This window comes from Curtobacterium sp. NPDC087082, from assembly GCF_044745045.1.
Lineage (GTDB): Bacteria > Actinomycetota > Actinomycetes > Actinomycetales > Microbacteriaceae > Curtobacterium.
The window spans coordinates 40,046-52,999 of sequence record NZ_JBIUZN010000008.1; the positions used below are offsets into that span (position 1 = coordinate 40,046).

At 71.9% G+C, this 12,954-nt stretch carries 10 protein-coding genes; 7 read left to right on the forward strand and 3 right to left on the reverse strand.

Annotation, left to right across the window (positions count from 1 at the left end; translation table 11 throughout):
* Window positions 1-192: 192 nt before the first annotated feature.
* Entirely contained in the window at window positions 193-1,386 is a 1,194-nt protein-coding gene (locus ACIPEP_RS17665) for an acyl-CoA dehydrogenase family protein (RefSeq protein ID WP_402717979.1), read from the reverse strand.
* 46 nt (window positions 1,387-1,432) lie between these two features.
* On the opposite strand from ACIPEP_RS17665, the gene ACIPEP_RS17670 reads away from it, so the two are divergent.
* Window positions 1,433-2,008, forward strand: a complete 576-nt coding sequence (locus ACIPEP_RS17670; protein ID WP_402717980.1) for a QsdR family transcriptional regulator — start codon at window positions 1,433-1,435, stop codon at window positions 2,006-2,008.
* Window positions 2,005-2,448 carry a thioesterase family protein gene (locus ACIPEP_RS17675; protein WP_071301837.1) on the forward strand — a complete coding sequence of 148 codons (444 nt, stop codon included), beginning with the start codon at window positions 2,005-2,007 and terminating at the stop codon, window positions 2,446-2,448. Before ACIPEP_RS17670 ends, ACIPEP_RS17675 begins: the two co-directional genes overlap by 4 nt.
* A 99-nt stretch (window positions 2,449-2,547) precedes the next feature.
* On the opposite strand, the gene ACIPEP_RS17680 is transcribed toward ACIPEP_RS17675, so the two are convergent.
* Entirely contained in the window at window positions 2,548-2,988 is a 441-nt protein-coding gene (locus tag ACIPEP_RS17680) for a VOC family protein (protein WP_261646248.1), read from the reverse strand.
* Window positions 2,989-3,101: 113 nt separating this feature from the next.
* On the opposite strand from ACIPEP_RS17680, the gene ACIPEP_RS17685 reads away from it, so the two are divergent.
* Window positions 3,102-3,326 (forward strand): hypothetical protein, encoded by a 225-nt coding sequence (locus tag ACIPEP_RS17685; protein ID WP_229086111.1) that lies wholly within the window; start codon window positions 3,102-3,104, stop codon window positions 3,324-3,326.
* 154 nt (window positions 3,327-3,480) lie between these two features.
* Here ACIPEP_RS17685 and ACIPEP_RS17690 read toward each other — a convergent pair whose 3' ends face one another.
* The gene (locus ACIPEP_RS17690; protein ID WP_402717981.1) at window positions 3,481-6,939 is read right to left on the reverse strand and encodes a proline dehydrogenase family protein; all 3,459 of its coding nucleotides are present in this window, start codon (window positions 6,937-6,939) and stop codon (window positions 3,481-3,483) included.
* Between the two features lie 81 nt (window positions 6,940-7,020).
* On the opposite strand from ACIPEP_RS17690, the gene ACIPEP_RS17695 reads away from it, so the two are divergent.
* The 4 genes from ACIPEP_RS17695 (at window position 7,021) to ACIPEP_RS17710 (ending at window position 12,877) form a co-directional block, all read left to right on the forward strand.
* Window positions 7,021-7,923 (forward strand): LysR family transcriptional regulator, encoded by a 903-nt coding sequence (locus tag ACIPEP_RS17695; protein ID WP_092387690.1) that lies wholly within the window; start codon window positions 7,021-7,023, stop codon window positions 7,921-7,923.
* 222 nt (window positions 7,924-8,145) lie between these two features.
* Window positions 8,146-10,044 carry a hypothetical protein gene (locus ACIPEP_RS17700; protein WP_402717982.1) on the forward strand — a complete coding sequence of 633 codons (1,899 nt, stop codon included), beginning with the start codon at window positions 8,146-8,148 and terminating at the stop codon, window positions 10,042-10,044.
* Window positions 10,045-10,211: 167 nt separating this feature from the next.
* Window positions 10,212-11,045 (forward strand): hypothetical protein, encoded by an 834-nt coding sequence (locus tag ACIPEP_RS17705; RefSeq protein WP_402717983.1) that lies wholly within the window; start codon window positions 10,212-10,214, stop codon window positions 11,043-11,045.
* A gap of 200 nt (window positions 11,046-11,245) precedes the next feature.
* Complete coding sequence (locus ACIPEP_RS17710) at window positions 11,246-12,877, forward strand: putative Ig domain-containing protein (RefSeq protein ID WP_402717984.1); 1,632 nt, start codon at window positions 11,246-11,248, stop codon at window positions 12,875-12,877.
* Window positions 12,878-12,954 lie beyond the last annotated feature (77 nt).

The window sequence follows — 12,954 nt, forward strand, 5'->3', positions numbered from 1 at the left end:
AGGGCGCCGAGTCGGAACGACATCGTCGCTGTCGTACGACATCGGCTATGTCGCACCCGCGCGCCCGCAACCCTTGCACGCGCAACCAGCGACACGTCCGCTGTCGCACGACAACGATCGTGTCGTTCCGCAGCGGCACCCGAACGCTCCCGCCGCCGCCCAACCCCGCCGCGGCCCAGCCCCGGCCCGCCCTCAGACGAACGCAGCCTGCCCCGTGATCGCCCGCCCCACGATGAGCGTGTTCACCTCGCGCGTCCCCTCGTACGAGTAGATCGCCTCGGCGTCGGCGAAGAACCGCGCGACACCCTTCTCGAGCACGATCCCGTTGCCGCCCTGCACCTCGCGGCACCACCCCACGGTCTCGCGCATCTTCGCCGTCGCGAACGCCTTCGCCATCGCCGAGTGCTCGTCGGCACCGGTGCCGGCGTCCTGCATCGCCGACGCCTGCGTGCACAGAGCGATCGACGCGGTGATGTTCGCGAGGGACTTCACGAGCAGGTCCTGCACCATCTGGTGCGCTGCGATCGGCTTGCCGAACTGCACGCGGGAACGGGCGTAGTCGAGCGCGGCCTCGTAGGCGCCGACCGCGATGCCGATCGCCTGCCACGCCACCTCGGTGCGGGTCAGGCGGAGCACCTCGGCGGTCGCGCGGAACGAGTCGGCGTGCTGCAGCCGGCGCGACTCCGGCACCCGGACGCCGGTCATGACGATGTCGGCGTTCTGCACCCCGCGGAGTGCGATCTTGTCCTCGATCTTCGTCGCCGTGAACCCCGGCGTGTCCGTCGTGACGAGGAAGCCCTTCACCTGACCGTCGGCGACGTCCTTCGCCCAGATCACGACGACGTCCGCGAAGGTCGCGTTGCCGATCCAGCGCTTCTCGCCGTCGAGCACCCACGTGTCGCCCTCGCGCCGGGCCGTCGTGCGGAGCCCCCGGGCGGAGTCGCTGCCGGACAGCGGCTCGGTCAGCCCGAACGCCCCGACGAGCTCGCCGGAGGCCATCCGCGGCAACCACTCCTGCTGCTGTTCGTCGCTGCCGGCCACCGCGATCGAGTTCATCGCCAGGCCGGACTGCACGCCGATGAACGTCGCGACGCTGGCGTCCACACGCCCGAGCTCGAGCGCCGCCCACCCGCGGTAGACCGCCGAGTTCTCGAACTGCCGGACGAGCGGGATCCCCGGCCCGTACATGCCGAGCTCGGACAGCGGCTTGATCACCTGCACCGGGAACTCGGCGCGCGCCCAGTACGCGTCCGCGATCGGGCGCACGTCGGACTCGAGGTAGGTGCGCAGCCGTCCGAGTGACTCGCGCTCCTGGTCGGTCAACCCCTCCTGGAACCGGTAGAAGTCGGACTCGAGGAGCGCGGGGATGGCCGTCGTCAGTGACATACACTGATCGTGCATCATTCTGGGAAACGTTGCAAGGGAGGCGCGCGTGTACACATCGGATTCTGCGCTGCGCGCGTTCCGGGAGGCGCGACACACCTTCATCGCCGGCGCACGCATCGACATGGGCGCGCTCGCCACCTCGCTCGGCGTGGACCGCACGTCGCTGTTCCGGTGGGTGGGCAACCGTGACCGGTTGCTGTCCGAGATCCTCTGGTCCCTCGCCGTGCCGACGTTCGACGCGGCGGCCGCCGCGGCGGCTCTCGCCGGGGCCCCGCGCATCGTCGACGTGCTCGACCGGTTCACGGCGGACCTGATCGACGCGCCCTACTTCCGGTCGTTCCTCACCCGCGAGCCAGCCCGGGCACTCCGCCTGCTGACCACCACCGAGAGCGACGTGCAGAGCCGGTTCGTCGGCCGGGTCACCGCCCTCGTCGAGGAGCAACGCGTCGCCGGCGCGTTCGACCCGACGCCGCTCTCCGCCGAGGAGCTCGCCCGGCTGCTCGTCCGGATCTCCGAGTCCTTCACGTACGCCGACCTCATCTCCGGCCAGACGCCGGACCCCGAACGCGCACGAGCCACGTTCGAGTACGTCCTCCGACCGACCACGACAGGAGCCCGATGACCATCGCCGACTACCCCTTCGTCCGGCTCTACCCCACCCGGTGGAACGACAACGACATGTTCGGGCACGTGAACAACACGATCTACTACAGCGCGATGGACAACGCGGCCACCTACTGGTTCCGCGAGGAAGCCGGCCTCGACCCGTTCGCGTCCGAGTGGATCGCGGTGCTCGTGTCGTCGAGCTGCCGGTTCGTCGAGTCGGCGGTGTGGCCCGACGTCATCGAGGTCGGGATGCGGTCCAAGCACCTCGGGAACACGAGCCTGTCGTGGGAGTTCGGCCTGTTCCGGCAGTCCGACGGCGCGCTGCTCGCGACCGGGGAGTTCGCGCACGTCATCATCGACCGCGAGGGCGCCCGTCGGCCGATCCCCCTCCCGGACGACCTGCGCGAGCTCGTCACCGCCACGATGGCGACGCCCGCGGCAGTCCACTCCGACTGACGCGCACACAACCAAACACCATTCGAACCGGGCAGAACCGCGGTTCGCTTGCACTTTGGTTCTGCAGCGACTGCCGGAACCAAGGCCGGATAGCTCGCGTCAGCCCTTCAACGCCGCCAGCTCGAGGTTGATGTCGTCGGGGTCCTGCACCGACAGGATGACCATGCCCGCGTCACCGAGGTCGGTCACCTCGCCGTGCTCCACCCCGGCCGCGTCGAGTCGCGCGGCCGCCTCGTGGAGCTCGTCCACCGACCCGACGACGAAGCTCACGTGGTCGAGGCCGACCGTCTCCGAGTCGAACCGCTGCCCCGCCGGCGCGACTGGACGGAGCCCGAACACCTGGTCACCGAGACGGAAGACGCTGCCGCCGTAGAAGCGCTCCCGGTCCTCGCGGATGCCCGGTTCGTCGATCTGGTCGCTGAAGTCGATCGCCGGGTCGGTCCCGAGCAGCTGCTGGTAGAAGGCCTTGCTGCGGTGGATGTCGGTCACGGTCACGCGGACGTGGGCGAGTGCGGTGGGTCGGGCGAACGGTTCGGTCACGGGAGTGCTCCTCAGGGAAGGGGCCGACAGGGTCCGGCCCACCCCGACGCAACGCGCCCCACCTGACCGGACGCCCCGCCCGTGCGGCCACCGGACAGCCGTAGGCTCGACGCGTGGGCTCGTGGTTCTGGATCTCGATCGTCCTCATGGCGTACGGCGTCGTGCTGCTCGTGTTCCCGAAGCAGTTCGCCCGCTGGGGCCGGAAGCTGGAACAGCTGCAGGGCGACCGCTGGGCGGCCTCGATCATCACGCCGGGCTTCATCCGGGTGATCGGCTGCCTCTTCATCGTCGGTCCCGGCCTGACCCTGATCGAGCTGCTCCTGCACCGGGGCCCGTGACCGCCTGACGCCGCCCGGCGCCCGGCGCGGATCGTCCCCGAACAACCGAAGCGCTCCCGAATCGCGGGTTCGCGTGGTTCGGGAGCGCTTTGGTTGTGCGCCGCAGTCGACGCGCCGCCGGGCAGACGCAGCGCGGCGCGGCGCGGCCGCCGCGCTAGATCAGGTCGTCCGTCAGGTGGTTCGGGGTGCCGAAGCGGTGCGCCGTGATCGACACGGCCTGCTCCCGCACGAACGGCAGGACCTCGAGGCGCCCGGCCTCGGTCGCCGGCTCCCCGTACACGGCCACATCCGGCCGCCCACCGATCGCCGTGTACAGCGCCGACGTGTCGCCACCGATGAGCCGCACGCGCCCGGACGGACCACTCGCCACCGCCGAGGCGAACGCCGCGTCGGAGTGCGACTGCGTCAGCGAACGGACGTTCGGCAGCGCCCGGACGGCCGATGCGACACCGGCCGGCAGGGTCGACACGGTCGAGACATCGATCGTGGTGCCGGCTCGGACCGCCGCTGCGATCACACGAACGAGGTCGGTCACGGCATCTTCCGCAACGGACGCCAGGCGCACCCGCACCGCCGGGTAGGGCAGGTACCGCGCGATGTTCCGTTCCGCCGTCAGCGCGGACACGTCGGTCGCCGTGCCGAAGAGCGACGCCCACGCCTGCTCGTCGGACGCCACGGCCCGGTCGAGCGACGGCGACGCCACCCCGGCGGCACGGACGAACGCGGCGACCGCGGACGAGGGAGACGAACCGGACGCGGCCGGAGCAGGCGCCCAGGACCCGAGCCCGAGCAGGTAGTTCAGCCCACCGGCCTTCGTCCCGGCACCGACGGCCGACTTCTTCCACCCGCCGAACGGCTGGCGGCGGACGATCGCGCCCGTGATGCCACGGTTGACGTAGAGGTTGCCCGCCTCGATGCGCCCGAGCCAGGTGCCGATCTCGGCGCGGTCGAGGGAGTGCAGGCCCGAGGTCAGGCCGTAGTCGACCTCGTTGACGATGTTGATCGCCTCGTCCAGCGTGCGCGCGGTCATGATGCCGAGGATCGGCCCGAAGTACTCCGTGCGGTGGAACGCCGACCCGCGGCGGACACCGTCACGGACGCCGGGGCTCCAGAGCGTGCCGGAGTCGTCGAGCTTCGCGGGCTGCACGGCCCACGACTCTCCCGCGCCGAGCGTCGTCAGGCCGTCCAGGAGCTTGCCGGCGGCGGGCTCGATGACCGGCCCCATCTGCGTGGTGGGGTCGGTCGGGTAGCCGACGGTCAGCGACGACACCGCGTCGATGAGCTGCGAACGGAAGCGTCGCGAGGTGGCGACGGAGCCGACGAGCACGACGAGGGATGCGGCCGAGCACTTCTGCCCCGCGTGCCCGAAGGCCGAGGCGACGACGTCCTTCACGGCCAGGTCGAGGTCGGCGGACGGGGTGACGATGATCGCGTTCTTGCCCGAGGTCTCGGCGAGCAGCGGCAGGTCGGGCCGGAAGGACCGGAACAGCGAAGCGGTCTCGTACGCCCCGGTGAGGATCACCCGGTCGACGAGCGGCGACGCGACGAGCTGCTGCCCGAGGTCGTTCTCGGACACCTGCAGGAACGCGAGCACGTCGGCCGGTGCGCCCATGGCGTCGAGCGCGGTCTCGATGATCGACGCGAGGACGGCACCGGAGCGCTCGGCGGGCGGCGCGGGCTTCAGCACGACGGCGGACCCGGCGGCGAGCGCGGCGAGGGTGGACCCGGCGGGGATCGCGACCGGGAAGTTCCACGGCGGCGCGACGAGCGTGAGGGCGGCCGGGGTGAAGGACGCGCCGTCGACCTCGTCGAGCTCGGCCGCGAGCGAACCGTAGAAGTGCGCGAAGTCGATCGCCTCGGACACCTCGGGGTCGGCCTGGTCGATGGTCTTGCCGGTCTCGGACGCCATCACCTCGACGAGGGCTGCGCGGTTCGCCTCGAGGGCATCGCCGACGGCGTGGAGCACCGCGCCACGCGCGGCACCGGACCAGGTCCCCCAGACGGCACCGGCGTCACGGACGCGACCGAGCGCGGTGTCGAGCGCCGTGGCGGAGTCGACCCGCGCCTCCTGGACGGCACGGACGCCGAGCGTCGACGACGCGACCCGGTCCGTGATCGCCGCACCCCACGACCGCACCGCGGCGACCGACGGGTCGCTGTCCGGCGTGTTCTCGAAGTGCCCCGGGCCGGGGCGACCGACGGCGGCGTAGCGGTCGGCGACGCGGTGCGATGCGGGGGCATCGAGCCCACCGGGCAGTGCGAGGGGGGCGAGCGACGTGCGGAAGCGCTCCTCCTCGCGGGCGAACAGCGCCGGCGAGGACACCAGGGAGAACACCGCGGACATGAAGTTCTCCTGCGACGCGCCTTCCTCGAGGCGGCGGATCAGGTAGGCGATCGCGACGTCGAACTCCTGCGGGTGCACGACTGGCGTGTAGAGCAGGAGCGATCCGACGGTGTTCTTGACCGCAGAAGCCTGCCCCTGCGCCATGCCGAGCAGCATCTCGAACTCGATGCCGTCCCGGACGCCGCGCTCCCCGGCGAGCAGCCAGGCGTGCGCGACGTCGAAGAGGTTGTGGCCGGCGACCCCGACGCGGACGTTCTCGATGCGCGACGGCGTCAGCGCCCAGTCGAGCACGCGCTTGTAGTTGGTGTCGGAGTCCTGCTTGGTGTGCCAGGTGGCGAGCGGCCAGCCGTGCACCGACGCCTCGACCTGCTCCATCGGCAGGTTGGCGCCCTTGACGAGGCGGACCTTGATGCCGGCACCGCCGCGGGCACGGCGGGCGGCGGACCACTCCTGCAGGTGCTCCATCGCGGCGAGCGCGTCGGGCAGGTACGCCTGGAGCACGATGCCGGCTTCGAGGCCGAGGAACTCCGGCTCGTCGAGGAGCTTCGTGAAGACCGCGATGGTGAGGTCGAGGTCCTTGTACTCCTCCATGTCGAGGTTGATGAACTTCGCCGGGGACGCCGACGCGGCCCGGCGGAACAGCGGGCGGAGCTTCTCGATGATGTCCTCGACCGCGTGGTCGAACGCCCACGGGGAGTGCGGGTGCACGGTGGAGGAGACCTTGATCGACACGTAGTCGACGTCGTCGCGGGCGAGGAGCTTGTGCGTGCCCTCGAGTCGGCGGGCTGCTTCACCCTCGCCGAGGACAGCCTCGCCGAGCAGGTTGACGTTGAGCCGCACGCCGTCGCGCTTGATCTTCGCGATGGCCGGCCCGAGCTTGGCGTCGGTCGCGTCGACGATGAGGTGGCCGACCATGTCGCGGAGCACGCGGCGGGCGATCGGGACGACGACGCCGGGCAGTGCCGGTGCCATCCCGCCGCCGAGTCGGACGAGCCCGCGGAGCGCGGCGGGCAGGAAGCCGGGCGCACCGGGCGCGATCGCACGGAGCTTGCGTGCGGCGACGCCGAGGTCCTCGGGGCGGACGACGCCGTCGACGAACCCGACGGCGAAGTCGAGGCCGGCGGGGTCGGCGAGCACTCCGGCGAGTTGCTTCGCCGAGCCGTCGACCGGGTAGGTCTCGGCTTCGGCGAGCCACTGTCGCACGAGCGCGACGGACTGGTCCGCGAGGGCGTCGTGGTCGGTGGCGGGGTGCTCGTGCAGGGTCGTCATGGCATCAGTGTGGAGCCCGCCATGCTGAAGCGGAAGCAATGTTTCGTGACGGATACCCATCAGCGACACTAAAGTGTCGGCATGCTCGACGTCCGCCGCCTGGTCCTCCTCCGGGAGCTCTCGATCCGTGGCACGATCGCCGCCGTGGCCGAGGCCGTGAACTTCACGCCGTCGGCCGTCTCGCAGCAGCTCTCCGCCCTGGAACGCGAGGCCGGCGTGCCCCTGCTCCGCAAGGCCGGACGGCGGCTCCAGCTCACCCCGCAGGCCGAGGTGCTCGTCCAGGCCGCGGGGCACGTGCTCGACGTCCTCGAGCGGGCGCAGTCCGAGGTCGAGGAGACCATGCCGACCGTGCAGGGTCGGATCCGGGTGGCGGTGTTCCAGTCCGCGGCGCTCGCCCTGATGCCGAACGCCCTGCACGCGATGGCGACCGAGCACCCGGACGTCCGCATCGAGATGGTGCAGCGCGAGCCGGAGACCGCACTGCACGAGACGTGGATCCGGGACTTCGACATGGTCATCGCCGAGCAGTACCCCGCGCACGCGGCACCGCGGCTCCCCGGGCTGCAGCGCGAGGACCTCACGACCGACGCCGTCCGTCTGGCGCTGCCCCCGGTCGACACGGCCCTCGCGCCGGTGTCGTCGATCGATGACGCCGCGGCGCTGCCGTGGGTGATGGAGCCTCGAGGGACCGCGTCGCGGCACTTCGCCGAGCAGGTCTGCCGTCGCTGGGGCTTCGAGCCCGACGTGCGGTACGAGACCGCCGACCTGCAGACGCAGATCCGGCTCGTCGAGTCCGGCAACGCCGCGAGCCTCATGCCGGACCTCATGTGGACTGGCCGGACCACGACGTGCCGGTTGGTGGAGCTGCCGGAGCACCCGCGGCGGACGATCTTCACGGTGGTCCGCGCGGCCGGGTCCTCGTCGCCGGCGGTCCGCGCCCTCCGCTCGGCCCTCGAGCGCGCTGCCGCGACCGTCGGCGACTGACCGTCGGCGACCGACCGTCGGCGACTGACGGTCGGCGACCGACCCGAGCGCGACCGACTCGAGCACGGCCGACCCGAGCGCGACCGACCCGAGCGCAACCGACCGGTCGCTCCGTCGTCGTTACCGGACCGAGACGTACCGGGTCGTCAGGATCGTCGGCGCCGCGACACCTCCAGGATGAGGGCACCTCCCGGTGCCCCGCACAGCATCCAGGGGGATCCCATGAAGCAGTCCTGCACCGCCAGTGTCCGACGCGGCGCCGCCATCGGCGCAGCCGTCGCCATCGTCACCGCCTCCTCGGCGTTCGGCATCGGCGCGACGAGCGCGATGGCCGACGAGGCTCCGACACCGCTCACGCCCGCCACCACCGTCACGACCGGCACGTCCGACGGCTCGGGAGGCGCGGCGAGCGACCCCACGTCGGCCACCGCCGACGAGACGGGGACGACTCCCCCCGTGCTCACCGACGACCCCGCCGAGTCGCCCGAGCCGGTCCCGACGTCCGACCCGACCACGGACCCGACAGCAGCACCCGAGCCGTCCGCCCCCGCGAGCGCACCCGCGGCGAGCGCGCCGACCGAGGAGGCTCCGGACCAGTCCGCCGCCGCGGCCCTCGCCTTCCCCGAGGGCACGAGCGCCGACGCCCCGCTGGTCCTCACCGCGACGGTGGGCGACACCGTGTCCCGGACGTTCACCGCGACGGGCGGGTCGGGCACCGTGACGTACAAGGTGCGCGGCGCGAACGGCAGCCCGGTCATCGGCCAGGGCGACTTCAACAGCGACTTCTCGTTCGACGGGACCACCGGCACGCTGTCCGGGTCGCCTCGGTACGCCCTGCGGACCTACACGTTCCAGGTCATCGCCACGAGCGGTTCCGAGACCGCCGTCGAGTACGTCGAGCTCACGGTGAAGCCCGGTGCCCCGGTCGGTGTCACCTTCTCGGTCGCCGCGCAGGAGACCTCCGGCCTGTGGCAGGTCGAGCCGGACGGCACGATCTGGGAGGAAGCAGTCGGCAAGGGACGAGTCCGCATCGTCTCCGACGTCCCCGTCGCGACCGGGACGACCCTCTCCCTGGCTGGTCTCGCGGTCGACGCCTACGGCAACCGCGTGACCGGGAGCGACCAGGACGACGACTACCCCCGGTCGACCGTCACGAGCACCGTGGCGTCCGACCGTGCGGTGTGGGACCCGGCGGGTGCGAACCTCGTGACCTTCACCGAGGCCGGCACCCGCACGGTGACCGTCTCCGAGGGCGGCGTGTCCACGTCCTTCACGGTCGTGGTCGCCGACGAACCGTTCGCCTTCGTCGACCCGTCGTCCGCCGACGCCCCGATCGCCATCGCCCCGACCGCGGGCGAGCAGTTCACGCGGACGTTCGACGTGTCGGGAGCGACCGACCCGTCCGACCTCCGCTACGAGCTCCGCGGTGTCCAGGGCGAGCCCTTCGACGACACCTACGCCCGGAACGGGCTCGACCTCGCCATCGACCCGACCACGGGCGTGCTGACCGGGACCGGCACGGCGGCGACGTCGTTCCGCTTCCAGGTCGTCGCGACGAGCGGCGGGCAGGAGGCCGTCGCGAACGTCGAGGTCACCGTCTCGCCCGCGGCCTTCGCGAAGCTCGTCGTCGCGGTCCTGCCGTCCGACCGGGACCCGGAGTCGGAGACCTGGTCGGTCGACGGCGACACGATCACGCACATCAACCCGGACGGCGGTTCGGAGGTCGTCGACGCGGTCCCCGCACGACAGGGGCAGCGCATGCTCGTGCTCGCGGTGCCGGTGGACGCCTACGGGAACGCGGTCGCCGACCACGACGACCTGACCATCACGAGCGACGTCGCCAGTGACCGGATCGCCTACGACCCGAGCACCGCCGCGACCTGGGTCACGTTCGAGCACGCCTCGCCGCACGTCGTGACCGTCGCGTACCAGGACCGCACGCAGGACATCCGGTTCGACGTCATCCCGACCGCGGCGACGGCGGGAGCCACCACGAACACGGGCTCCGGCCGTCTCGCCTACACCGGCGCGGAGACCTCGGGTCCCCTCGCCTGGGCGCTCGGACTGCTCGCCGCCGGCGGCGGACTGCTGGTCCACCGGCTGCGTCGCCGTCGCGCCTGAGCCGCGACCGTCCGGCGGACCGGGAGGCGCGGTGCCAGCTGGCACCGCGCCTCCCGTCATCGTCGGCACGCCTGAGTGAACCGGAATGCCCCGGGGACGCCTGCGGTCGTACCGTCGTCGCTGACAGGAGCGGATCGCCGCCCTGCACAGAACGACCAGGGGATCTCATGAACACCACCACTCCGTCGCGCCGTCGCGCGGCCCTCGTCACCGCCGTCGCGGTCGCCGTCGCCGCAGCCGGTTCGACCGCCGTCCTCGGCGTCGACGCCGCATCCGCCAGCACCACGGTCACGAGCCAGCACGCCGCGGCGACGCCCGCGCCGCTCGCCTTCACGCAGAGCTCCTCCGCCGCCCACCCGATCGCGCTGACCGCGACCGCGGGGAAGGCGTTCGCGTACACCTTCACCACCAACGCGAAGGCGGGGTCGGTCGCCTACGCGATGGACGAGCCAGCCGGGCTGACGCCGGACTCGCCGCGCGCGTCCGACCACTTCTCGGTGAACACGAACACCGGCGTCCTGTCCGGCACGGGGGTCGAGAGCGGTATCTGGGACTTCCAGGTCGTCGCCCTCCGCAACGGCGTCGAGGCCCACGCGTACGTGCAGCTCACCGTGCGCCCGGGGGCGGCAGTCGGCGTGCGGACGTACGTCTCGCAGCCGAACACGACCGCGCCGATCTGGTACATCGCGCCGAACGGTGTCATCCGGCAGCGGCTGACCCCCACGAGCAAGGCGACGGTCGTCAAGACCGTCCCGGCGGTCCGGCTCGAGCAGCTCATCGTCACCGGGGTCGCGGTCGACGCCGAGGGCAACGTCATCAAGGCTCCCGACGAGGGCGGCGACGTGTCCACGGTCACGAGCAACGTCACGTCGGACCACGTCACCCGGACCGGCGCCCAGGACACGATCACGATCAGCGGTGCGTGGTCGCACCGCCTCACCGTGACCCAGGAGCACGCGCACACGTCGTTCACGGTCTCGGTGGCGCACGCCGCGCACTGAGTCGACCACGGGGAGCCGCGGGTGGCGCGCTGAGCAGCTCGCCACCCGCGGTTTCCCGCACGCACCCCCAACCCAGGTCACATTTCGTGCTCGGTGCTCCCGGACCCGCGCGCGTACCCCTACGATCCGATCAGGCCGAGGATTCTCGGCAGATTCTTACGATCCGGCACCCGACCGGACCTGAACACCTGGGGGAACACGTGCGCCGCAGCACTTCCACCGTCCGACGCGCCTGCGCGCTCGGGACCACCGCCGCGCTCATCGCGCTGACGACCGGTCTCGGCATCGCGACCGCGACCGCAGCACACGCCGAGGGCGCCGACACGTCGGTCCCGACGCAGACCGCGCCGGCCGACCCGACGCCGACCGACGCGCCGACGGACACCACGCCGACGGACGCGCCGACCGACCCGGCACCCACGGACGCGCCGACCGACACCGCGACGGACGCGCCGACGAGCACGCCGACGAGCACCACCGCACCGTCCGCTCCCGCACGGAACCAGACGCCGTCGGCCGCTTCGACGGACGCACCGGTCACGCCGCTGGCCGCCGACCCCACCGTCACCGTCACCGGCGACACCAAGGTGGGCTCGCAGCTCACGGCGGACACGACCGGGTTCGACGAGGACGGTTCGTTCAAGTACGTCTGGACCGAGGCCGACGCCGGCCCGACGCCGACGACGATCTCCAAGTCCAAGACCTTCACGGTCGACCAGACCGAGGCGGGCAAGCAGCTCGTCGTGACCGTGACCGGCGACCTGCCGGGCGGCGGCAAGGAGACCGTGACCTCGGACCCGTCCGCGGTCATCACGCAGGACCCGGTGTTCGTCGACGCGGACGGCAAGCCCATCACCGAGGGCACCGAGGCGGACGTCGACGTGCTGCCCCTCGAGGCCACCGCCGGTGACCCGTTCTCGTACACGTTCCGCGCCCAGGGGTACCCGGCGCCGACGTACGAGCTGGACTGGTACTACGGCGACGAGGAGGACTCCGCCGACTCGATCGTCGAGTCGAAGTCGCAGGCCGACTCCATCGCCATCGGGTACGGCTTCGAGGAGGACGACGACTTCACCGTCGACGACCAGCTCCCCGAGGGCATCACGTTCGACCCGACCACGGGCGAGCTGAGCGGCACCGCCACCCTCGCGTCGTTCTACGACTTCGCCGTCACGGCCACGAGCGGTGACGTCTCGACCACGCAGTACGTCGAGCTGACCGTCGACCACGCCGCCGCGTTCGGCATCACCGCGTTCACGACCGACGAGAAGTCGATCACCGCGCGGGACAAGCGCATCTGGCTCATCCAGCCCGACGGATCGATCTACACCGTCGACCTGTCGACCGACGAGGACGGCTTCCCCGAGGAGCTCACCCTCACGCCGACCGGCCGTCCCACCGTGGCGCAGGGCGGCACGCTCATCGTGTCCGGCTCGCCCGTCGACCGCTTCGGCAACGACGCGTCGGACTTCGACGACGAGGGCAACCCCACGTTCGTCCCGACGGTGACCTCGGACGTCGCCACCGACGTGGTCGCGCCCTACGAGGAGAACGGTGCCGAGGGGCAGGGCGTCTTCGGCGTCACGTTCCCGCACGCGTCGATCCACACCCTCACGGTCGCGAGCGGCGCGCTGCAGCCGCTCTCGTTCGCGGTCGACGTGCGTCCGACGACCCCGACGGTGGCCGTCGTCACGCCCACCACCGCGAAGGGCCAGCTCGCCTACACCGGTTCCGACGCGACGGGTGCCCTCCCCTGGGCCCTCGCGCTCGTCCTCGCCGGCGCCGGTCTGATCGGTGTGCGCACGCTGCGCCGCCGTCACGCCCAGCGCTGACGCCCAGACGCCTCCCGCCAGTCGCGTGCCCGCGTGACTGACGGGAGGCCCACCTCGGCCCCGCCTCGCCCCTCACC